The organism is Myxococcales bacterium (assembly GCA_016720545.1).
GTDB lineage: Bacteria > Myxococcota_A > Polyangia > Polyangiales > Polyangiaceae > JAAFHV01.
In genome coordinates this window covers 48,261-68,696 of the sequence record JADKKK010000018.1, presented here as the reverse complement: position 1 = coordinate 68,696, position 20,436 = coordinate 48,261, and the positions used below count along the sequence as shown (strand labels likewise).

At 72.0% G+C, this 20,436-nt stretch carries 19 protein-coding genes, 1 tRNA gene and 1 pseudogene; 7 read left to right on the top strand and 14 right to left on the bottom strand.

Features of this window, described 5'->3' with window-relative positions:
• Positions 1-61: 61 nt before the first annotated feature.
• The 9 genes and pseudogenes from IPQ09_24245 to IPQ09_24205 all read right to left on the bottom strand — a co-directional run bounded on the left by IPQ09_24245 (position 62) and on the right by IPQ09_24205 (position 8,562).
• Positions 62-862 carry a hypothetical protein gene (locus IPQ09_24245; GenBank protein ID MBL0197279.1) on the bottom strand — a complete coding sequence of 267 codons (801 nt, stop codon included), beginning with the start codon at positions 860-862 and terminating at the stop codon, positions 62-64.
• A complete protein-coding gene (locus IPQ09_24240; protein MBL0197278.1) occupies positions 859-1,824 on the bottom strand; it encodes a DUF692 domain-containing protein in 966 nt (321 codons plus the stop codon). The genes IPQ09_24245 and IPQ09_24240 overlap by 4 nt, the downstream gene beginning before the upstream one ends.
• 230 nt (positions 1,825-2,054) lie before the next feature.
• Positions 2,055-2,519, bottom strand: a complete 465-nt coding sequence (locus tag IPQ09_24235; GenBank protein ID MBL0197277.1) for a hypothetical protein — start codon at positions 2,517-2,519, stop codon at positions 2,055-2,057.
• Between the two features lie 152 nt (positions 2,520-2,671).
• Positions 2,672-3,529 carry a hypothetical protein gene (locus IPQ09_24230; protein ID MBL0197276.1) on the bottom strand — a complete coding sequence of 286 codons (858 nt, stop codon included), beginning with the start codon at positions 3,527-3,529 and terminating at the stop codon, positions 2,672-2,674.
• Positions 3,530-3,699: 170 nt separating this feature from the next.
• Positions 3,700-4,722 (bottom strand): hypothetical protein, encoded by a 1,023-nt coding sequence (locus tag IPQ09_24225; GenBank protein MBL0197275.1) that lies wholly within the window; start codon positions 4,720-4,722, stop codon positions 3,700-3,702.
• A 62-nt stretch (positions 4,723-4,784) separates the two neighbouring features.
• A complete protein-coding gene (locus IPQ09_24220; GenBank protein MBL0197274.1) occupies positions 4,785-6,395 on the bottom strand; it encodes a serine/threonine protein kinase in 1,611 nt (536 codons plus the stop codon).
• A 117-nt stretch (positions 6,396-6,512) separates the two neighbouring features.
• The gene (locus tag IPQ09_24215; protein ID MBL0197273.1) at positions 6,513-7,115 is read right to left on the bottom strand and encodes an SRPBCC family protein; all 603 of its coding nucleotides are present in this window, start codon (positions 7,113-7,115) and stop codon (positions 6,513-6,515) included.
• Between the two features lie 583 nt (positions 7,116-7,698).
• Positions 7,699-8,187, bottom strand: a pseudogene (locus tag IPQ09_24210) (methyltransferase domain-containing protein).
• A gap of 303 nt (positions 8,188-8,490) precedes the next feature.
• A tRNA-Thr gene (locus IPQ09_24205) sits at positions 8,491-8,562 on the bottom strand.
• Between the two features lie 189 nt (positions 8,563-8,751).
• On the opposite strand from IPQ09_24205, the gene IPQ09_24200 reads away from it, so the two are divergent.
• Positions 8,752-9,360, top strand: a complete 609-nt coding sequence (locus IPQ09_24200) for a hypothetical protein (protein ID MBL0197272.1) — start codon at positions 8,752-8,754, stop codon at positions 9,358-9,360.
• A 213-nt stretch (positions 9,361-9,573) separates the two neighbouring features.
• Here IPQ09_24200 and IPQ09_24195 read toward each other — a convergent pair whose 3' ends face one another.
• From IPQ09_24195 to IPQ09_24185, 3 genes are read right to left on the bottom strand one after another with little or no spacing between them, the layout of a single operon-like run.
• Positions 9,574-11,133, bottom strand: coding sequence for a GMC family oxidoreductase (locus IPQ09_24195; GenBank protein ID MBL0197271.1), 1,560 nt, complete (start codon positions 11,131-11,133; stop codon positions 9,574-9,576).
• Positions 11,108-11,710 carry a hypothetical protein gene (locus IPQ09_24190; protein ID MBL0197270.1) on the bottom strand — a complete coding sequence of 201 codons (603 nt, stop codon included), beginning with the start codon at positions 11,708-11,710 and terminating at the stop codon, positions 11,108-11,110. The genes IPQ09_24195 and IPQ09_24190 overlap by 26 nt, the downstream gene beginning before the upstream one ends.
• Positions 11,707-12,549, bottom strand: a complete 843-nt coding sequence (locus IPQ09_24185; protein MBL0197269.1) for a FadR family transcriptional regulator — start codon at positions 12,547-12,549, stop codon at positions 11,707-11,709. The genes IPQ09_24190 and IPQ09_24185 overlap by 4 nt, the downstream gene beginning before the upstream one ends.
• A 162-nt stretch (positions 12,550-12,711) precedes the next feature.
• Here IPQ09_24185 and IPQ09_24180 point away from each other — a divergent pair, with 162 nt between their 5' ends.
• Positions 12,712-13,752: a DegT/DnrJ/EryC1/StrS family aminotransferase gene (locus IPQ09_24180; protein MBL0197268.1), complete on the top strand. Its 1,041-nt coding sequence runs from the start codon at positions 12,712-12,714 to the stop codon at positions 13,750-13,752.
• Positions 13,749-14,897, top strand: a complete 1,149-nt coding sequence (locus IPQ09_24175; GenBank protein ID MBL0197267.1) for a tetratricopeptide repeat protein — start codon at positions 13,749-13,751, stop codon at positions 14,895-14,897. The genes IPQ09_24180 and IPQ09_24175 overlap by 4 nt, the downstream gene beginning before the upstream one ends.
• Positions 14,898-14,981: 84 nt before the next feature.
• Here IPQ09_24175 and IPQ09_24170 read toward each other — a convergent pair whose 3' ends face one another.
• The gene (locus tag IPQ09_24170; GenBank protein ID MBL0197266.1) at positions 14,982-15,392 is read right to left on the bottom strand and encodes a hypothetical protein; all 411 of its coding nucleotides are present in this window, start codon (positions 15,390-15,392) and stop codon (positions 14,982-14,984) included.
• Between the two features lie 241 nt (positions 15,393-15,633).
• On the opposite strand from IPQ09_24170, the gene IPQ09_24165 reads away from it, so the two are divergent.
• The 3 genes from IPQ09_24165 (at position 15,634) to IPQ09_24155 (ending at position 19,119) form a co-directional block, all read left to right on the top strand.
• Positions 15,634-17,289: an FHA domain-containing protein gene (locus IPQ09_24165; protein ID MBL0197265.1), complete on the top strand. Its 1,656-nt coding sequence runs from the start codon at positions 15,634-15,636 to the stop codon at positions 17,287-17,289.
• A 180-nt stretch (positions 17,290-17,469) separates the two neighbouring features.
• On the top strand, positions 17,470-18,780 hold the full coding sequence (locus IPQ09_24160) for a Stp1/IreP family PP2C-type Ser/Thr phosphatase (GenBank protein ID MBL0197264.1): 1,311 nt from the start codon (positions 17,470-17,472) through the stop codon (positions 18,778-18,780).
• Between the two features lie 102 nt (positions 18,781-18,882).
• Positions 18,883-19,119, top strand: a complete 237-nt coding sequence (locus IPQ09_24155) for a hypothetical protein (protein MBL0197263.1) — start codon at positions 18,883-18,885, stop codon at positions 19,117-19,119.
• A 34-nt stretch (positions 19,120-19,153) separates the two neighbouring features.
• Here IPQ09_24155 and IPQ09_24150 read toward each other — a convergent pair whose 3' ends face one another.
• The gene (locus tag IPQ09_24150) at positions 19,154-19,963 is read right to left on the bottom strand and encodes a hypothetical protein (GenBank protein MBL0197262.1); all 810 of its coding nucleotides are present in this window, start codon (positions 19,961-19,963) and stop codon (positions 19,154-19,156) included.
• 149 nt (positions 19,964-20,112) lie between these two features.
• Between IPQ09_24150 and IPQ09_24145 the strand changes: the two genes are divergently transcribed.
• Entirely contained in the window at positions 20,113-20,436 is a 324-nt protein-coding gene (locus tag IPQ09_24145) for an ATP-dependent Clp protease adaptor ClpS (protein MBL0197261.1), read from the top strand.

Here is a 20,436-nt window from a genome sequence, read left to right as displayed (position 1 = left end):
GCTCGTGAGTTGTCCGGGCGCGACCCCCTTCGACGGAGAGACTCGAGCGGTCGGCGTACGCTCAGACGACGCGCGAGCCGAGCACGACCCCTCGCTCGCCGAAGTCGGCGAGCCAGCGGGCGACCTCCGTCAGGAGCGGCTCGGAGACGGACACGCCAAGAGCCTCTGCGGCCCCACCGATGGCGACCCCGAGCGGCGCGCCCTCTTGCGCGCGCACGAGGAGCTCGTCCGCGAAAGGCGTCAGGACGACCGTGACGGCGAGGTGCTCGCGGTCACGGTAGAGAAAGAGCCTGGTGTCGCGCCGCGCCGGCGGCTCGCCCACGTGCTCGCCGGCCTCGTGGATGGCGTGGGAGACGCGAAGGCGCGCCGAAGGCTCGTGGAACGCCAGCGGCAGCGAGGCGTCCACGTCGCACGCGTCCGGGTCAGGGACGTCGCGCGCGGCGCCCAGGCGGAAGGTCGCGAGCTCCCACTGGAAGAGCTCGACGACGTACGCGGGGACACGGACATCGGCCGACAGCCGCGGGAGCAGCACTTCGCAGAGCTCGCTCGGGACGTCGCGCAGGTGCGGTGTGCGCGGACCGCGGCCAGCGAGGAACGCGTCGAACGCGGCGTCCCACGCGCCCGGCGCCGTCGCTTCGAGGTGGGCGTGTCCGCGACTGAGGATCGACTCGCAGAGGCCGCCGAGCGTGCCTCGCACGAGCTTGCGGTAGAGCGGGAACCGCTGGGGCCCGGAGAGGAGCGCCGCGCGGTCCGCGCCCTCGACCTGGCTCCGCGCGAGGAGCGCGCCGGCGTCGGCGGGTGACGCCACCTCGAAGCAGGCGGCGCGCATGGCGCGATGGAGCGCGTCGACCCGGGCGGTCATCGGGCGGCCTCGCAAGGATCAACCTCGGCGCGGGACTCGGGGCGCCGGAGGCTCCGCTCGGACCGACGCCCGTGGGCGTCGATCCCGCGGTCGTACGCCGCGCGCACCCGCGCGAGCTCGTCGAGCAGCGCCGGGAGGGCGGGGATCGACTGGTCGCGCTCGAGCACGACGGGGACCGGGCCCGTCTGCGAGACGACCTCCTCGAGCAGGGTGAGGACGTCGGGCACGACGTCGGCCCCGTGCGTGTCGACGATGAGTCGGCCAGGACCGGGACCGCTCGTGAGCTCGAACTCTCCGTCCGAGAACCAATCGTGCCCGGCCACGTGCATCTGCACGACTCGCTCGAGCGGCACGGCGCGGAGCCAAGCTCGGACGTCGTGACCGAAGTTCTGCGCGTTCACGTACGCGTTGTTCACGTCGAGCATGAGGAGGCAGTCGGCCGCTTCGCAGACGCGGGCCACGAACTCGGCCTCGGTCATCTCGGCGGCGCCCGGGTGCATGTAGTAGCTGACGTTCTCGACGGCCATGGGGCGCCCGAGAGCGTCCTGCACCCGGCAAATGCGGTCGGCGATGCGCCGCACCTCCGACTCCAGGAAAGGCACCGGGAGCAGGTCGTGAAGGACCGCCCCGCCCACGGTCGAGAAGCAGAGGTGGTCCGAGTGCCAAGGCGCCCGGATCTCGTCGAGGAAGGCCCGGAGGTCGCGGAGCGCCGCGGCGTCGAAGGGATCGCTTCCGCCGAGCGACAACATGAGCCCGTGGCTGAGCATCGGGTAACGCGGGGTGAGCTGCGCGAGGAGCGCGGGGTAGCGCCCGCCACGCCCGACGTAGTTCTCGGGGGAGATCTCGAGGAAGGGAAGCTCTGGCAGCGTCGCGAGGAGCTCGTCGATGAACTCCCAGCGGAGGCCAAGGCCCACCCCCACGGGGGAGCCCGCCTTCGTCGTTCGGGTCTTGCGATAGGTCATCACGAGCTCCTCGCGTGAACGTAGGCTCCGCCCAGTGACGCGTCTGCACGGGACATGGCGGCGGGGAACATGGCGGCCGGGGACATGACGGTACAGCTCAAGCACACGTCGCGCCCCATGCAAGGGGGCGCGCAACAAATTGGCCGCCGCGCCACGAGGGGCGCGACGGCCAACACATGCACTCTGCACGGACCCGCGCGGCGCTCAGGCCGCGGCGCGGGCGCGGAGGATCACTTCTTCTTCGCGGCGCAGGTGCCGGCGCCGCAGGAAGCCGCGCCGCCCTTCTTGGCGGCGGGGGCCGCCGGCTTGGCGGGGGTCGTGCCCGCGGGGGTCGGCGTCGCCGCCGGGGCCGCGCCCGCCGCCGCCTTCGGGTCGGGCGTGGTCGCGGGGGCCGGCGCGGTGGCGGCCGTCGTCGCGGGCGCTTTCACTTCGTCCTTCTTCGCGCTGCAGGAAGCCGCGCCGCCCTTGTTCGCGCCGCACGAGGCCGCGCCTCCCTTGTTGGCGCCGCAGCCGCCGTCACCCTTGTGCGCACCGCAGGAGCCGCCGTCCATGCCGGGCATGGCGGGCGGCGTGTCGGTCGCGTTGACCGGGGGAGCCTCCGGCGGCTTCACGTCGCCACCGCAAGCGGCGACCGTGAGGGTGGTACCGATGACAGCGAGCGCGCCCGCGATTTTCTCGAACGAAAGATTGGCCATGGTCAACTCCTGAGATGATGGGTGCGCCACGCGCGCCCCCTCGAACCGAAAACGTGAATGAACGGGGTCGAGACCCCGAAAAAGACAGCTCGGGAAGGGCGGACTCCGCACTTCCCGGCCCAGCCGCGCCTCGTGGGCCGCGCGAGCGTGTATCAGTCGGCCGGGACGGCCGAAAAGTCCATTGAAATCGAGGCCGAATCGGCCACTTTCGTGCCGAGGAGGTTGAAGGCGGCCTTGGCGATCTTGCCGACGTCGTCGCGAGGGCGGACCTCGTGCTCGGCCAGGACCACTTTGAGCGGCTCTTTGGTGGCGATCGCGACCGAGGTGGGCTTGGTGGTGGGGGCCGCGCCCGCGGCGTGTGAAATCTTCACGACCAGGGGCACGTCCTTGTTGACCTTGTGCCCGTGAATCAGCAACTCGCCGTGCGCGACCAGCGCGACCGTGCGGACGTCTTGGCCTTTGTCCGTGGCGGGAGTCACCTTCGCGAGCTCTTTCGCGGCGAGCCCGTCGATCGAGCGGATCGCGAAGACCGCGAACTTGTTGGCCGCCTTCAACTCGTCAGGCAGCTTTCCTTTTTCGCCGTCGCCCACCTCGAGCCAGGTGAGCGCGTGCGTCGTCTGGTCGCCGTCCTTCTTGGGGTCGGCGAAGGTCGACGTCTTCAACGAGGTGAGGTCCACCTTCACCTCACCGCGCGTCTGCGACAAGTCCGCCAGGTCGACGTCAAGGTGGCCCGCGGCGACCGTGGTCTGCGCTTTGATGTGCTCCTTCGGAGCCGGCATGTCGATGCGGGTGGTGCCGGCCGGCTGCAGCTTCATCTTCACGACCATCGACGTAGGCGCCGCGGTCGACGGCGCGAGGGCGGTGGCCGTGGCGGCCGGCACGACCTCCCTCGACTCCTTCTTGTCCTTGTCGCAGCCACCAAGGGAGGCCGCGACGAACGCGAGCGCCACAACGCCCGCCTTCCCCACGTGCCTCTCCTGCTTCGTCGCCGCCATCGTCCAGCTGTTCATGGTCTCGTCCCCCGCACAGATACCCTACGCGCGGCGTGGGCCTCGGTTTCGAGAAAATCCCCGAGCCCGCGAGCTACGCGTGGCCGCGCAGCGCGGATCGCGCGGCGAGCGGGCGGCCTCCCCGGAGCCGCGACGCGAGGCCGTTGAAGTCGAGCAGGGAAAAAAGCAACCTAGAAGGCGCCCGAGAACACGAGGCCTCCACCCTGGGGCCCCACGTCGGGGACCACGCGCAGCCGCGCAGCCTTCGCGGGGCCGCTCGGCGCCGTGAAAATGAGCGTGAGCCCCACGCCGATGGCGAGCACGCCGCCGATACCGAGCCCTATCGCGGCGGCCTGGTTGCCCTTCGCGGCCGACTTCTTGCTGGTGCAGGACGCACGCCCCACGTCCTCGGCCTCGGGCAGCGCGCAAATCTCGGTGGCCTTCTTGTCGACGCTGAGGGCGATGATCTGAAACACGAGCGCAGTGGCCCCGACGGCGACGCCGGTGCCCGTGACGACCCCGCCGATGATGCGCTGCGTGCGGCCCCGATCGGACCCTGGCGCCACCTCGCCGCCGGGCGGCGGCGGAGCGATCCCCACGCCCGGAGGCGCGAGGTCGTCTTCGAGCGCCGGCACGTCGACGCGATCGGTACCCGGGCCCGCCTTCGCGACCACGCGGCCGACCCACTTCTTCTTGCCCTTCGCGGTCACCTCGATGGCGTGCTCACCGGGGTCCACCGGGATGTCGGTGCCCAGCGCGCCCTTCGGGATCGCCACGCCGTTCCGGGTGACCACGGCGTCGTCGGGTGGTGCCCCCTTGAACGCGACCACGAGCTTGTGGAGTTGCGGCTCGAGCTTGGCCGCGGCCTCGCGGGCGGTGGCGACGCGCTCCTTCTGCCCACGCTGGTCCGCCATGCCGGCGGCGGTCTGGTAGCTGCCCCACGCGCTCGCGACTTTGCCTTGCTTCTCCTCGCAAGCCGCCAAGTTCATGAGCGTGCCGGGCGACGGATCGGCCTCGTTGCTCCCCGCGAACGCCTTGCAAGCCCGCATGTAGTCTTTCGCTTCCATCGCCTTGAGGCCGTCTTGGAACAGCTTCTCGGCGAGCGCGATGTCGTTCGCGAAGGCGCCGCCGGAGAAGGCCAGGCCCCCGGCGACGACCGCGGAGAAAAGCCAGGCACGCGCGCGGGGCGAGACACGGGAGTTGGTGTTGCGCATCGGCGTGGAACATAGCCTACTCGCCCGACCGCCGGGCAAGCGAAAGGGCACGTCGCCGGGGCTCAGCGGGATGTCTGGAGCGTGCCGGCCGGCTTGGCCGTAGGTGGCGGCGGCGGCGGCGGCGGCGGCGGCGGCGGCGGCGGCGGCGCTGTGCTGGGCGCGGGCTTCTTGCCGACCGTGCCGGCGGGCTTCGCGGTCGCTGGCGCGCGCCCGGTGGGCACGGGCGGGGGCTCGGGTGCGGTAGCGACGGGGATGACCGAGGCCACCGCGCCCACCGAAGCGGTGGGCGGAGAGACCGGGGGCGCCGAGGCACTGGCGACCGCGACGACGGCGCTCGAGGGGGTCGGCCCGCTCGAGGGCGTGGGCGCGCTCGCGGCGGTCGCCGCGGCCGAGCTGCGTTGGCTGATGGTGTAGCCGACGATCCCCAGCGCCGCGAGGACCATGACCGCGGCGAGCCCGAGCAAGAGGCCCGTGTTCGACCGCACAGGCGGCCCCTCGACGCTCGATTCGGTCATCGCGGCCGGCTGGCTGGCGGCCGGGTAGCCCGCCGAGACGAACCCCCCGCCGAGCGCCGCCGTGGCGTTTGGGACCTGAGCCTGTTGGACCTGCCCGTTGCCCGAGCTGCCGGTGCCTCCGAACGAAGGCACCGAGGGGCGCGAGGTGCGCTGCGGCACCGATCCGCCGGTGGGGCCCATCGCGTGGGTCGCCCCTACGGGCTGCGTGTAGCTCGCGGGGCTCGCGTTAGGGAAACCGCCGCTGTGAGCCAGCGCCCGGGCGGCCCCAACGACCGGGAGCCCTGCGTCGCCAGGCGCGAACGGCGCGAGGTGGTAGGCCAGCTCCGCGACGCTGCCGAAGCGCGCGTTCGGCTGGCGCTGCAGACACCTCATCACCAAGAGCTCGAGCTCCGCCGGGACATGCGGCGCCCGCTGGCGGACTGGCACGGGGTCTTGCTCGAGGATGGCCGCAAAGAGCTCGCCGAGGTTCTCGCCGTGGTACGGCACCGAGCCCGTGAGCAGCTCGTACAAGATGACCCCCAGCGCCCAGATGTCGGCGCGGGCGTCCACGCTCTTCGAGCTGCGGAGCTGCTCGGGCGACATGTAAAGGGGCGAGCCGAGCATCGCCTTCGTGGACGTGAGGGCGCCGCTCATCGGGCCGAGGCCGTTCTGGGCCTTGGAGATGCCGAAATCGAGCACCTTGAGGATGGTCGAGCCGTCGGGGCGGCGGGCCAAGAAGAGGTTCGACGGCTTGAGATCGCGGTGAATGATGCCCGACTTGTGGGCCGCGTGGATGGCGTCGCAGGCCTGCAGGACGTACGAGCACGCCTCTTCCGGTGGGAGCGAGCTGCGCGCCTCGAGCAGCTGCGAGAGGTCTTGCCCCTCGAGGTACTCCATCACCATGTAGGGCAGGCCCGAGCCTGTCGAGACGTCGACCACGCGCGCCACGTGCTCGTTCTGAATCTGCGCCGCGGCCTGCGCTTCCTGCTGGAAGCGGGCGTTCGCCTCTTGGTTCTCGGCGGCCTCGGCGAGGAGAAACTTCACCGCCACGCGGATGTTGAGGCCCGAGTGGTGCGCCGCGAACACCGCGCCCATACCTCCCTTTCCGAGGAGGCGCTGGATGCGGTACTTCCCTTCGAAGAGGTCGCCCGGGGCGGGAAGCTCGGCAGGTTTGTTCATCGGGAAGCTCAATCTACGGGCGAAGGGCGCACGCGCTCGCCAAGGCGACGCAGAGCGTAGCCAATGCACGCGCTGACCACAAGGATGCGGGGCGCGCCGCGACTCCCACGCTCGCCGTCAGGGCATCTTCGCCGACTCGGCGCGCACGCGCTCCATCAGCTCGGGCAGCGCCTTCTTCTGCGCCTGCTCTCGGACGAACGTGGGGACGGCCGTCGTGGGCTCGGCCTGCACCGAGTAGGTCACCACGCTGGCGGTGCCGGACTCGTCAAGCGGCTTGACCTCCCAGCTCCCGTTGTTGATCGTGTAGTCGCCGCTCACGAGCTTCCACTGGCGCTTCATTCCGCCGTTGGCCTCGGTGTGCGTGGCCTGGGTGATGGCGGTCAGGTTCGAGAGGGGGAACGGCATCGCGATCGTGACCTCGCACGTGTGCACGTTGCCTACCTTGCTGATGAGGCGCGACTTGGCCACCCGCGGCAGGCGGCTCGTGTAGTTCGCGCAGTCGGACACGACGGCCCACACCTTGCGCGGGGGTTGCTGGATGACGGTGCGGACCACGATCTTCGGCGTGTTGCTGCCCGGCACCGAGAACACGTTGATGCTGATCTGCCCGTTCGCGGGCGGCGCGTCGGCGGTGGCGGCGCTCGGCACGAGGGCGAGCGCGCCGAAGAGGCCGGCGGCGGCGGCGAGGTTGCGGGCGAAGCGAGCGGCGCGAGCGGTCATGTCTTGTCTCCGGCGGGGTGGAGCGGTCCGGGTGGCGTGCGCGCCGACGCAGGCGCCGACGGTCGCGAGTCACCTTAGACGGCGCCGCGACGGGTTCAAGGCAAACAGGTCTGTTTTTTTGTCGGGGGCGCACTTTTCTCCACGCCAGCACGCGGCGCTCTTGCCGGGGTCACGCGCGCGTCGCCACGAGCAGGTTGCACGCGGAGGCGAGGACCAGCGGCTCCCCCTCCCCACCGGCCCGCTCTTGGAAGCTCCCGAAGACGCTCTCGCGGACCACGTCGAGCTCCGCCTCGGTGCACGCGCGCAGCATGGCGCCGACGACGGGGTTGTCGCGCATGGCGCTCCAGAGGAGCGTCCAGTCCGGGTAGACCATGGTCAGCTGGAACGGGCGAACTCGGACGTCCGTGAGCGGCGCGGCGTCGACGACCTCGGCGCGGAGAGCCTCGGCGTCGGAGATCGTGAGCCAGCCGCCGGGCGGTGGGGGTTGGCGCAGGCGATCGGGCAACGAGGCCATCATGGGCTCCATTTGTGCGCGGAGCAGCTCGTTGTGCTGAGGGCCCTGCCACACGGCCGTCGCGAACGTCCCTCCGGGCCGCAGCACGCGGGCGGCCTCACGCCACCCGGCGCGGCGGTCGGCGAAGAGGAAAATGCCGAAACACGAGAACACGGCGTCGAACGAGGCGTCCGCGAACGAGAGGGCCTCGCCGTCCTCGACGCGGCACTCGAACAGGCCATCGAGGTCGGGACCCGGCGAGCCCGCGAGGAGCGCGGCGCCCGCGGCGCGCGTGCGGGCGACCATCGCCTCGGAGAAATCGGTCGCGACCACCTGCGCCGGCCCGCGGGCCGCACCGGCGCCCGCGGCGCCCCGCTCGCGGAAGGCCCGCTCGAGGGCCGGGATGGCCAGCGCGCCCGTGCCACAGGCCACATCGAGGAGCCGCGCGCCTTGCGGGAGGCGCCCTTCGGCCGAAGCGAGCAGTCCCCTCGCGATCACCCCCGTGAAGGGCGCGAAGAGGCGCCCGTAGGTCTCGGCGTGGTGGTCCCAGCCACCGGCGGCAGAAATCGGCGTCGACATCGGCCGAGCGTACCCGAGGGCCGGCTGCGCGAAAGAGGCGGCGGGCCGCGGGCGCTTCAGGTGTCACGCGGGCCCAGGGCGCGGGCGCTCCCGCACGCGGTGTCTCGGCTGCTCGAGACCGCACATAGGAGCACGCTCACGGCGCTGGAGACGGCGCCACCACCACGAGGTCGGGCCTGGCCTCTCCTCCTCCTGAGGGCGAACGTCACGCCGGAGCAGGCCTCCGCGAGCTCCGGGCGGTCGACGTCGCGGCGCGCCGAGCTCGCGGCGCGCTGCCCATGCCGTTCTGCGAGATCGCCGAAGAGCCGCTTTCGAGAGTTGAACTCGAGACCTACGGTTTACGAAACCGTTGCTCTACCACTGAGCTAAAGCGGCTGAAAGAGGCCGTGGGAGTACCCGGCGCGGACCGGCTCGTCAAGTAGTTTCGGCGCGGACCGGCACTGCCACAGGCTTGTGGCACGCCATGGCACGCGGCACGCGCGGCACACGGGGCGAGGATTTCGCGCGATGTCCCAGATTTTTCGGGAAATTCGTGATGGCCCCCTGCTTGCTAAAGGCGAGGGCATGAGCTCTTCCCCAGCGCTGTCACTCGCCCCGAACGCCTCGCTGATCTCGTCCTCGCGTCGCCCCTCGCTCGCGGCGCTCCTCGCCTGCGCCCTCCTCTGCGCGGCCTGTGGTGGCGCGGTCGCCGAAGACCCCGGGGGCGTCGGCGAGGTCCCGCCGCCCCGGAACCTGCGCTTCGCGATGTCGGTCGATGGCAAGCCCGTTGGGCTCGGCCCCCCGGTCGGCTCGAGGTTCGAGGTGACGCGCGACGGCGCGACGACGTCGTTCATCTCGATCAGCGCCGACGAGAGCCCGCGGATGGGCGACTCGATCCGCAGCGCCGGCGTCACGCTGATGGAGCCCTTCGTGCGCGGCACGTTCGACTGCACCCCCACCGCCGCCGGCGACACGCCAGCGTCGGCCGGCGCCGTGCTGTCGCCTGGCGCCTTCTTCGGGTTCACCCCAACGCTCCGCGACTGCGTGGTGGTGGTGGAGTACGCGGCCACCGACCGCGTGGTGGGGCGGTTCTCAGTGCGCGCGCACGCCCCGGTCAACAGCAGCCTGTCCGGCAAGGTGTCCGCGGTGGAGGGAGAGTTCGACGTCGAGGTGAAGCCGGTTCGCCTTCAGTAGGGCGCCCGATCGAATGCGTGTGTCAGCTTCCCTCGAGACCGACGCGAGGCGGGCGCCCGACTCGCGCCGAGACCGCGCCCGGAGCGTACGAGCGAGCACCGGAAGCCGCCTCATGGCAGTGCTCTAGGAGCGCAGCGACGAGGCCATCTGCCGCAGCGAGCGCTCGGCGGGAGGTGGGACACAAGGTTCGACCGGGCGCCGAACGGCCGGGTCTCAGGCCGCGTCGCTGCGCCGCGCGCGTTCGGCCACTCGGACCGCGCACAGGCGGCTCAGGGCCATGATGCTGTGCTGCGGGTTTACGCCCAGGTTCGTGGGGAATACGCTTGAGTCGACGACCCAGAAGCTCGAGGTGCCGTGCACGCCAAAGTCGGCGTCGACGACAGAGGTCGTTGGGTTCGGGCCCATGCGGGCGGCGCCGAAGAGGTGGGTCGCGATGAACGAGTACGCGCGCGGGTCGAGGGGCCCCTCGCGGAGAAACCGGACGTCGTCGTGGCCGCGCAGGGTGAACGGCACCCCGTGGATGCCCGGCCACACCTCGCGCGCGCCCGCGTCGAAGAGGAGGTCAGCGATGGTGGCGAGCGCCTTCCGAACGACGCGCACGTCCTCCTCGGTGGGGGTGTAGGAGATGCTGTCGTTGCCGAACAGGTCCCGCGAGATGCGGCCCTGGGCGCGCGCGCGGAACTGCGCCACCCACACGGCGATGTCGTCGAGCCGATCGAGGCGCTGCATGAGATCGAGGCCCACGCCAGGCATGCGCGCGGCCGCCAGCTCGGGCGGCATCGAGATGGTCTCGAGCTTGAAGCGGTCGGTGCTTCGAAAGTGAATGCTCTCCGCGCCTTGCGTAGCACCGAAGCTCATGTGAATGGGCCGGTCGAAGAGCCCGCCGAGGCCTACGCCTGGGTGCGCCTGGAAGTGCCGCCCGAGCGCCCGGGCGCGCACGCCGGACCGGTGGAGGATGTTGGGGGTCTGCACCGTGCTCGCCGCGACGAGCACGCCCAGCCGCGCGCGGAGGTGCACCCGGCCGCCGCCCGCCGCCCGCCCGACCACGCCAACGGCCCGACCGCCTCGGAGCTCGACGCGCTCGACCTTGCAGGAGGTGTGGATCCGCGCGCCGAGGCGCAGCGCCCAGGGCACGTACGTGACGCTCATGCCCTGCTTTCTCCCTTTCGGGCACCCCTGCAGGCAGCGGCCCGAGCCCTCGCAGCCCGCGTCGTAGCGCCGCATGGGGGCCGCGGCGTAGCCCCGCTTCTTGCACGCCTCGAGGAAGAGCCGGTTGTTCTCGCCGAGCACCTCGTCCGGCACGGAGCGGACCGACAGATCGCGCTCGAGGGCGTCGAAATGGGGAGCGAGCTCCTCCTCGGTGATGGAGACCCCGAAGTCCTTGGACCACTCGTCGAGCACGTCGCCGGGGATGCGCCACGCGATGGCCGAGTTGATGAGCGTGCTGCCGCCCACCGCGCGCCCCTGGAGCACCGGGATGATCGTGCGCCCCTGAGCGACCTGCATCCCGCGGTCGCGGACGGCGCGCGTGAAGACGTGGTCCACGTCGCGCTGCACCTCTCGCGTGCGGATCCACGGGCCCTCTTCCGCGAGGCCCACCGAGAACCCGCGCTCGGCGAGGGCGTGCGCGGCCACGGCGCCCGCCGCGCCGGTGCCGACGACCACGAAGTCGAAATCATCAGCAAAATCGCGACGACGCGAGTCGCCGTCGACGACCTGGGAGTCGTGTCCCTCGTCCGGGAAGGTGTCAGGCGGCGTGCTCGTCGCGATCATGAGGGTGCTCCGCGGAGTCGGTGGAGGTCGTGGACGTGGCGATGGACGTGGCGATGGACGTGGCGATGGACGTGGCTTCCGCGCTCCTGCGGAGCGTGACGAGGCCTTCGACGCTCGCCGCGCGAGGCCGGTGGTGTGACTCGGTGAGGCGGCGCCGGACCCCTTCGTGGGAGCAATAGACCTGCCCCGCCTGGGCCTTCATGAGGAAGGCGAGCTGCCGGAGGAGGTAGTGCGGGCTCCGAACCATGCCGAGCAGGACGGCCTCGCGCTCCTCGACCGTGAGGCCACCGAAGGTGCGGAGGCGCCCGAGCACCACAACCGGGGCCACGAGCGCCACAACCCAGAGCGCGGCACGAAGCGTGAGGTGATGGTCGAACCGCGCCTCCGCGCAGAGGCGCGCATAGAACCGAGCGGGCTCGAGCGACGTGATCGCCACCGGGTACGGCCCGCGGGGGGGCTCGGGGAACAGGGCGGCGCAAATCCACGCGAACCACTGCGCCTCGAACCGCGTGAGCGGGGGGGCGGCGGCGGGCTCTCGCGAGCCCCCGGGCGTGACCATCGCGGAGCTGGCGTTCATGGCTTCTTCCTTCCTTTCGAGGCCTTGGCAGGGGTCTCGGGGGCGTGGCGATCCAACCAAGCGGCGTCCATCGCCTCGAGGGCGCTGCGTACTGACGTTCGCGCCAGCTCGGGGTCGCGCGTGGTGAGGAGCGCGAGCATCGCATCGTAAAGGTCGACGGCCTCGTGGCGGCGGTCGTAGAGCTTCGCGACGAGCTCCGGGTGCTCGTCCGGGAACCGGGCGAACGAGTTGAGCACGAGCTCGAAGCCCACGTTCCCGGCGGCGCGCACCAGCACGCGCTGGAACGCCATGTCGCCGCGCGCGTAGGACAATGCGTCGTGGAGGCGCGTGGTCTGGTCGTCGCGGATGCGGCGGAGCTCGGCGAGGTCGCCCTCGGTGTACCGCACGGCCGCCAGCGCGACCGCCTCGGCCGCGAGGACCCGACGCACCTCGAGGACGTCCTTCACGAGCTTGCGCCACTGGGGATCCCCCGGGGAAAGGGAGCCTATGAGGCTTGGCAGGGTGTCGAGGCCCGCGCGCTCGCGCCAGGACGTGACCAAGGTGCCAGCGCCATGCCGGGTCGTCACGAGGCCGAGCGCCTCGAGCCGGGCCAGCGCCGCGCGCAAGGTGAGGCGGTTCACGCCGAGCGCGAGGGCGAGCTCGCGCTCCGACGGCAGGCGAGCGCCCGCGGCCAGCCGGCCGGCGAGGATCTCCGCCTGGAGCTGCTCGGCGACGGCGTCGACGACGCTGGAGCGCGCGATCGGGACGAGCCCGCCGAGGGCGCCGAGGTCTTCGGGCTGGGCGTCGCGCGCGGGGCGAGAGGGCAAGACGGGGCGGGCGGGAGGACGGGCTCGCGGCATGGCTGTTGGTTCAACCAGTTAGCCACCGCACGCCGAGTGCGCAAGAACTTTCGCACCTCGCGAACTGCTTTTCCGTGCCCGGCGCAGGCGCCCCCGCGCGAGGCCCGTGGCACTGCGAATTGGGCGTCGCGAATCGATGCGCCGTGCACTACCCTCGCCGGGGTGACGCTCATCGATCTTCGCAGCGACACGGTCACGCGGCCCACCGCCGCGATGCGCCTGGCGATGGCCGAGGCCGAGGTCGGCGACGACGTCTACGGGGAGGACCCCACCGTCCACGCGCTCGAGCGCGAGGTCGCGGAGCTGCTCGGCAAGGAGGCGGCCCTCTTCGTCTCCTCCGGCACCCTCGGCAACCAGCTCGCCATCTCGCTGCTCACCCGCCCGGGCGACGAGGTCATCGTCGGCGAGGGCGCCCACGTGGCCTTCTACGAGAGCGGGGCCGCGCCCGCGCTCTCGGGTGTGCAGCTCGCGGTGGCGGGGCGCGGCGGGCTGTTCGGCCCCGACGACCTCGCCGAGCGGGTGCACGCAACGGACGCGTATTACTGCCCGCGGTCGTCGCTCGTGTGCCTGGAGAACACGCACAACCGCGCGGGCGGCAAGGTGTTCCCGCAGGCCGACGTGCTGCGCGTTACGGTCCGGGCCCGGGCGCTCGGGCTCCGGCTGCACCTCGACGGCGCGCGCCTGTGGAACGCCTCGGCGCGGTCCGGGCTCGGGGTGGCCGAGCTCGCCGCCCCATTCGACACCGTCAGCGTGTGCTTCTCGAAGGGGCTGGGCGCACCGGTCGGCAGCGCCCTCGCGGGGCCGCGCGACCTCCTCGTGGAGGCGCGGCGCACGCGCAAACGCTGGGGCGGCGGCATGCGCCAGGTGGGAATCCTCGCGGCCGGCGCACGCCACGCGCTGGCGAACCACCGCCCGCGGCTGTCGATCGACCACGAGCACGCGACGCTGCTCGCGGAGCTCGTCCGCGAGGCGGGCTCGAGCTTGTCGCCCTCTACGCCCGAGACGAACATCGTCCAGCTGCACACCGGCGCGCTCGCGGCGGCGAGCGTCGCCCAGCGCGTCCGAGAGCACGGCGTGCTCGTCGCCGCCTCCGGGCCCCACACGCTCCGCGCCGTCACCCACCTCGACGTGGGCGCCGACCAGGTCCGTCGCGCGGCGACCGCGCTCGCCCGCGCCGCGGACGCGTGCTCGGAGCGCGCGTGAGCGGCGCGAGGCGAGGGGCGAGGGCGAGGGCGAGGGCGAGGGCGGGGCTCGCCGCGTTCGCGCTCGGCGCGCTCGCAGCCTGCGGCGGGGCGCGCGCCGGAGACTACGAACGCGCGCTCGCGGAGGCCCACCGCGCGTCGTCGGCGGGGCGCTTCGCCGAGGCCGCAGACGCCTACGCCCGCGCGGGCACCGCGACGAACGCGGCGCGGGGCAAGCAGCACGCCGCGCTCTTCGCCGCCGTCGAGCGAGCGCGCGCCGGCGAGGTGGCGCGCGCGCTCACGGAGCTCGACGCGCTCGCGAAGGCCTCGCCCCCCACCGACGTCTCGGCGGAGGCCGAATACAAGGCGGCGCGCCTCCGCCTCCGCACGGGCGCCGTCGAGCGCGGGCGAGCCGAGCTCGAGGCGTTCCTCCCTCGCCATCCGGAGAGCCCTCTGGCGCTCTCCGCGTTCGCGCAAGTCATTCGATTCAAAGAAGAATCGTCGGGTGAGGCGGGGGCCCGGGCCACCGTGGAGGGGCTCGCGGCGAAGGTGCCCGAGGGCACCCCGCTCGGGCAACGGATCGCCTACGAGCGCGCGCTCCGCACCGAGGGCCTGCCGGCTCGTCGTGACGCGCTGATCGCCCACGCCGATCGCTTCCCCTACCCGCGCGGGTCGTACTGGGACGACGCGCTCTTTCGCGCCGCCGAGCTCGAGGAAACGCTCGGGCGCCCGCGGGAGGCGATCGCGCTGCTCACGCGGCTCCTCGCGGAGCGCGAGACCTCCGACGTCATCGGTTCGTATCAGCGCCCGCGCTACACGCCCGCCAAGCTGCGGGTCGCGCGACTGCAGGAGAAGCTCGGCGATCGCGAGGGGGCGCGCCGCACGCTGCACGAGCTCTACGCCAACTTTCGCAGCTCCGAGCTGCGCGACGACGCTCTCTGGAACGAGGCCCGGCTCTTTCGCGAGGACCGTCAGCCAGCGGAGGCCTGCGACCGCCTCAGAACGCTCGTGTCCGAGCTGCGCGACTCGCGCTTCGTGCCGTGCGCCAGCGCGCTATGTCCAGAGATCGTGCGCCCAAAGGACAGCCGCGCACCGAAGGCGTGCCACTCGTACCTGCTGCGCGAAGCAACTGCGTCCCCGCCTTCCGCGCCGCGCGCCTCCGAGTAGCCCCAGAGAGCGAGCGCGCCACAAAAAGGACGGGGCGCCCGGAACCCCCGGACGCCCCCCGAGCTCGCGCCGCGCGGCGCAGGCTTACTTCTCCTCTTCGTCCTCGGACTCTTCGGCGTCGAGATCGTCTTCGTCCTCGTCCTCGTCCTCGTCTTCGTCGTCGAACTCGTCGTCTTCGTCCTCGTCCTTGTCGTCGGGATCGACGGCCACCGACGCCTTCTTGTCGAACTTGATGTCGATGCCGACGTCGCCCAGCTGAGCGTCGATGAGCTCGAAGAGCTCGTCGACGTCGTCGCCCGACCACTCGTCGAGCATGTCCGTCAGGAACTCGAAGAAGTCCCCGCTGTCGAGCCGTCGCTCGATCTCCTCGACCTGCTCCTCTGTGAAGGCCTCGAGTATGTCTTCGCGCAGGGTCTCGGTGTCGCCCTCTTCGATCGCGTCCTGCGCCGAGAGCCGAATCTGCCGTACCGCACGCTTGTCGAGAACGATCTCCATGCCGCTTTTCTCCGCCGCCTCGGTGGGCTGCGGGCTGCTTTACGCAATGCGCGCCTCGCATGTCAACAGGACCGCGTCACGTCAGCCAGGCTGCGGCGTGCGCGTGGCGTGCGCGCACCGCGCCCGCGGCGCTTTTGTCGCACTCGCGTCCCACTCGCCGGGGACGTTGACAAAAAAAGACGTGCCGCTCGGGTCGACCGCGCTTGACGTTTGGGCGTCGCATATTGTCCCATCCTGTCGCGTGATCTGCTCCCTCTGCAGTCGTAACAACGCCGCACACCTCGTATTTTGCGAAGAGTGTGGCAACCGCCTCGCGAAGGTGGCGCCTCCGACGCCGCTCGTCGAGGCGAGCCCAGGCCCGCCTCGCTGCGGGGTCTGCGGCACCGTGAACCCCGTCGGCGATCGGTACTGCATGGATTGTGGGCAGCCGCTACCGCCGGGCGCCGGCGCGCGGGCGCCGGCGCCGCAGCCCGCGTTCGTCGCTCCGCAGCCCCCACCGCCTCCGCAGCCCGTCTACGTCGCTCCCCAGCCGCCCCAGCCCGTCTACGTCGCCCCCCAGCCCGCCCCGGCGGCTCCGCCTCCTCAGGCACCGCGCCCGGCCGCGCCCGCGCCTCCGCCCATCCTGTCCGCGTCTCGGCCGCCCCCGGCGCCCCGGCCGCCGCCGGCGCCCTCCGCCGTCGCACCACCGGCGCCTCCCGTCCAGGCCGCTGCGCCCCAGGCCGTGGCGGCCCACGCGGTCGTGGCCGTGGCCGCCCCCGCCGCCGAGACGCCCTCATCGGTCGTATGCCAGCGCTGCCGCGGCGCCAACCAGGCGAGCTCCCTTTTTTGCCGCTACTGCGGCGCGTCGCTCGGACAGGCGCCCGGAGCGCCCGCGCCAAGCGCCGAGCCGCCCGCGCCAAGCGCCGAGCCGCCCCGCCCGCCGGCCCCCTCGAGGGCGCGCCCGTCGAGCCCACCGCGCGCCGCGCCCGATCCCGCGGGCATCGCCCCTCCCCGCGAGCCCGCGGTTTTTGAGCTCGCCAAGCCCTCCGTCGAGCTCTCCAACGCGCCCCCGCACGCCGGCGAGGCGAGCGTCGAGCCCTCGACGGAGCGAGACAGCGGTCGCCGGAGTGTCGGCGCGCGCTCGCGGAGCAAGTCCCGTGGACAACTGGTCGTCATCACCAAAGACGGCACCGCGGGCGCCAGCTACCCGCTCGCCGAACAGGTCGACATCGGTCGCACCGAGGGCGACATCCTGATCCCGGACGACCCCTACCTGTCTCCCAGGCACGCGCGGGTCGTGTTCCGCGGGACGCGCGCCTTCCTCCGCGATCTGAACAGCGTCAACGGCCTGTTTCTTCGGGTGTCGGCCGCGCGGGGCCGCCCGGTAGGCGAGCTCGAGCGCGCGCCCTTCCCTCTGGGGACCCCGCCGTCGGCCGTGGCGAACGTGGACACCAACGTCGCCGTCGCCCTCCAAGATCAAGACTTGATCCTCATCGGTCAACAGGTGCTAAGGTTCGAGGCGCTGAGGGACGCCGAGGGTGGCCTCGGGGCGGCTTCGGAGCACGGAACGTTGCTCTTCGGTACGCCCACAGCACCGCGATACGCTCGCCTCAGCCAGCGCACCGTGGAAGGTGTCACTCGGGACGTGTACTACATTCGGAAGGTGGAGACCGTGCTCGGGCGGGAGTCGGGAGACGTAGTGTTCACGGACGATCCTTTCCTCTCGCGGCGTCACGCGGCGTTCCTCGTGCTGCCTGCCGCGGCGGAGCGGAAGCGCTCTTCCGTGCACATCGTCGACCTCGGCTCCTCGAACGGGACCTTCCTGGCCGTCCGCGAGGAGAGCGCGCTCCACAACGGAGACCTCGTCCGCATGGGCCAACAGCTCTTTCGCGTCGACCTCGAGGACTCCCATGAGTAGCCGGCGAAACCCCACGCGCAATTTCCACCCGCGCGGGTGGTCCTCGTGACGCAGCCCCCCACCCACACCGGAGCTGAGGGCGCTGAGGGCGCCGTGGCCGACGAGCCCGTGGCCCCCGCCGCGCCACCGGACGTGGCGGTCGACCCCTCGCCAGCCACGATGGCCCCCGCGACTCTGCCCATGTCCGATTCCTCGGCCACGCCCTCCCCGCCCGAAGCGGTCGTGCCCATCCCGCCCGTCGCGGTCGTCGCCACTCCGGACCCCACGCCGGCTGTGCCCGCGCCGGAGGTGGCGCCCGCACCCGCTCCGGTGGAGGTCACCGCCGTGATGGCCGCGCTCGCGGCGCCGGCTCCCGCCGACCCCGGCCCGTCCGGCGCCCGTGCGCAGGGCGTAGAGATGCACCTCTTTGCCCGCACCGACGTGGGGCAGGTCCGCGAGCACAACGAAGACAATTTCCTGGTGGCCGACCTCACGCGGAGGTCACGCGGTCTGCTCGAGGCGAACAGGACCACGCCGCTCGGCGCGCAGGGTGCGCTGTTCGCCGTGTGCGACGGCATGGGCGGCGCAGCGGCCGGCGAGGTGGCCAGCCAGATGGCGGTCGACATCATCTACGAGATGATGTCGGACGAGAGCGTCACGGTGGTCGACCGCAACGACCTGGCTCGTCGTCTGGTCCGCTCCATCGAGGTGGCCGGCCACCGCATCTTCTCGGAGGCGCGCAACGACAGGTCGCGCCGCGGAATGGGCACGACCGTCACGGGCGCCGCGCTGCTCGACGACCACCTCTTCTTGGGCCAGGTCGGCGACTCGCGGGGCTACGTTCTCCGCCAGGGCCGGCTCGTGCAGGTCACCCGCGATCAGTCGCTGGTGAACCAGCTCATCGAGGCCGGGCAGCTCACCGAAGAAGAAGCCGAGACCTTCGAGCACAACAACATCATCCTCCAGGCCCTCGGCACGTCCGACACGGTCCAGGTGGACCTCACGTACGTCGAGCTCTGCAAGGGGGACATGCTCCTGCTCTGCTCGGACGGCCTCTCCGGCATGCTCCGCTTCGACGAGCTGCGCGACATCCTGCGCTCCTCGCGGGAGCCGCTCGACCTCTGCAAGCAGCTCACCGAGCGCGCGAACGCCGCCGGCGGCCACGACAACATCACGGTCATCATCGTCCAGTTCGACGGCGAGGGCCTCCGCGCTCCCGAGGACGGCCAGGAGCTCGTTTACCGGAAGTTCGCCCTCGAGAACGACGGCGGGGGCGACCCCCAGCAGCTCGGCGACGCGCCCCCCGGCAACCTCTTCCGCCCGGACGACCCAGCCGCGGCCAGCGCGGGGATCCAGCCCATGAGCATCCCACCGGGCGGTTGGCGCGAGCGCCCGCTCGAGGATGACCGCATCGACATCCCGGGCACCCATGTCCCGGCGTGGATTGTGGCGCTCATCGTGCTCGGCGTCGTCGGCGCTCTGTTCGTCTCCGCCGTGCTCCTCCTCAAGTAGGCGAACCGCACGCGATGCCGCGGAATCCGCAGGCAGCCTCTCCCGCCCCGCCGCGAATCGCGCTAGTGTGCCGGTGTGCGAGAGAGTTCCCAAGGGCTACGTGTGGCCTCGAGCCGTGAGCTGTTCCGTGACACCGCCCCCGCCTGCGACGCGTGCGGCGACGAGCTGCAGCCGAGCTCCGACGACGACCTCGCCCACGCGCCCGTCGGCGAGGGTGCGCTGCTCTGGTGGCGCGACGGACGGCTCCGCGAAGAGAAGCGCCCCCTATGTCCGCCGTGCGCGGCGGCGATCGGGCTGACGGCGCTCACGCGCTGGGCGATCGAAGAAGAAGGCGGCTGAGCGCCGGCCCATCAGCAGGTCTCGGCCCGAGTGCTCAGTTGAGGAGCTTCGGATCGACCGCGGTCACGCGAGGCGCCGGAAATGGCACCGCGGAGGCTCTTGGGGGCGCGGCGCGCAGGCGGTCGGCGCATAACCCGTGGACCGGCGAGCCCTCGGGGGTTCGGCTCAGCACCAGCTGCAGCTCTTGCCGCAGCAGCAGGCTCGCGAGGCGCACCGCGATGTCCTCCGGCAGCGACGGGTTCAGGATCAGCGCGAGGCGCACGCGGGCGCGGCCACCCCACCGCGGGGCGCGCGCGATCTCGGAGAGCACCGCCCGCAAGCCGGGGCGTCGCGATGCGAGGCGCACCACGAGCTCTTCCGTGAGCCGCGGGTTCGCGAGCAGCCGCCGAATGACGTCCGGGTGCGGGTCGAGCAGCAGCCGCTCCAGCATGTCGCGGTCGGGGCGTCGCGCGAGGCTCTTGCGCTCCCCCAAGGTGAGCACCCGCCCCGCGCCGTAGTCGGGCACGCGCGACTCGTCGTCGTCCACGACGTCGGCAGGCTCCGTCGACTGGGCGCGCGCGCGCGCGCGGAGGAGGCGCTCGAGCCCGCCGAGACCGCGCCCCGCCGCCTCTTCGCGCAACACCTGGAGGCGCGCCTCGCACCGCGCCTGGTTCATGGCCGTGACGACGGAGAGCAGCGCCTCACGCGCGCGAGGGTCGAACGCGTCGGCCAGACGCGCGAGCTCGTCGAGCGCGTCCGCCAGCAGGCCGGGCTCGTACCGGAGGAGGATGTCCTCGGCGTACGCCTGCCTGAGCTGACTGTCGCCCAGCGCGAGGAGCGAACGGACGAGTCTGTTCGCGACCATTTGGCAGTAGACTAGCAGACGTCGGCTCGGCAGCGCACGTCGCGCGCCGCGCCTTGCGCGAGGCAGCCCGCGTCCCCATCTTCTCGCGCACACCCTCGCCCACCCTTCCGCCGCGTGCGCCGCGCGGCCCCCGCACGAGCCGCCACCGCATGAGCACGAACGACCCGAAGAGCCCCGACACCGGTGAGGACACCGACGTCGAGACCCAGCCCGTCTCGAGCGTCCCCCGACGCTACAAGGTCATCTTCCACAACGACGACTACACGACCATGGAGTTCGTCGTCGAAGTGCTGCAGCGCTTCTTTCAGAAGACCACCACCGAGGCGATGCACGTGATGCTCACCGTCCACAAGATGGGCGCCGCCGTCGCCACCGTGACCACCCGCGACCTCGCGGAGACAAAGACAGCGCAAGTTATGGACTACGCAAAAGAAAACGGCATGCCCCTCCTCGTCACCACGGAGCCGGAGTGA

Bases quoted from the DNA above. Each gene is read 5' to 3' on its own strand.
- IPQ09_24245 (MBL0197279.1), bottom strand. From the start codon at position 862: ATGACCGCCCGGGTCGACGCGCTCCATCGCGCCATGCGCGCCGCCTGC.
- IPQ09_24220 (MBL0197274.1), bottom strand. From the start codon at position 6,395: ATGAACAAACCTGCCGAGCTTCCCGCCCCGGGCGACCTCTTCGAAGGG.
- IPQ09_24160 (MBL0197264.1), top strand. From the start codon at position 17,470: ATGTCCGATTCCTCGGCCACGCCCTCCCCGCCCGAAGCGGTCGTGCCC.
- IPQ09_24170 (MBL0197266.1), bottom strand. From the start codon at position 15,392: ATGGAGATCGTTCTCGACAAGCGTGCGGTACGGCAGATTCGGCTCTCG.
- IPQ09_24240 (MBL0197278.1), bottom strand. From the start codon at position 1,824: ATGACCTATCGCAAGACCCGAACGACGAAGGCGGGCTCCCCCGTGGGG.
- IPQ09_24235 (MBL0197277.1), bottom strand. From the start codon at position 2,519: ATGGCCAATCTTTCGTTCGAGAAAATCGCGGGCGCGCTCGCTGTCATC.
- IPQ09_24190 (MBL0197270.1), bottom strand. From the start codon at position 11,710: ATGAACGCCAGCTCCGCGATGGTCACGCCCGGGGGCTCGCGAGAGCCC.
- IPQ09_24215 (MBL0197273.1), bottom strand. From the start codon at position 7,115: ATGACCGCTCGCGCCGCTCGCTTCGCCCGCAACCTCGCCGCCGCCGCC.
- IPQ09_24225 (MBL0197275.1), bottom strand. From the start codon at position 4,722: ATGCGCAACACCAACTCCCGTGTCTCGCCCCGCGCGCGTGCCTGGCTT.
- IPQ09_24150 (MBL0197262.1), bottom strand. From the start codon at position 19,963: ATGGTCGCGAACAGACTCGTCCGTTCGCTCCTCGCGCTGGGCGACAGT.
- IPQ09_24230 (MBL0197276.1), bottom strand. From the start codon at position 3,529: ATGAACAGCTGGACGATGGCGGCGACGAAGCAGGAGAGGCACGTGGGG.
- IPQ09_24195 (MBL0197271.1), bottom strand. From the start codon at position 11,133: ATGATCGCGACGAGCACGCCGCCTGACACCTTCCCGGACGAGGGACAC.
- IPQ09_24200 (MBL0197272.1), top strand. From the start codon at position 8,752: ATGAGCTCTTCCCCAGCGCTGTCACTCGCCCCGAACGCCTCGCTGATC.
- IPQ09_24145 (MBL0197261.1), top strand. From the start codon at position 20,113: ATGAGCACGAACGACCCGAAGAGCCCCGACACCGGTGAGGACACCGAC.
- IPQ09_24185 (MBL0197269.1), bottom strand. From the start codon at position 12,549: ATGCCGCGAGCCCGTCCTCCCGCCCGCCCCGTCTTGCCCTCTCGCCCC.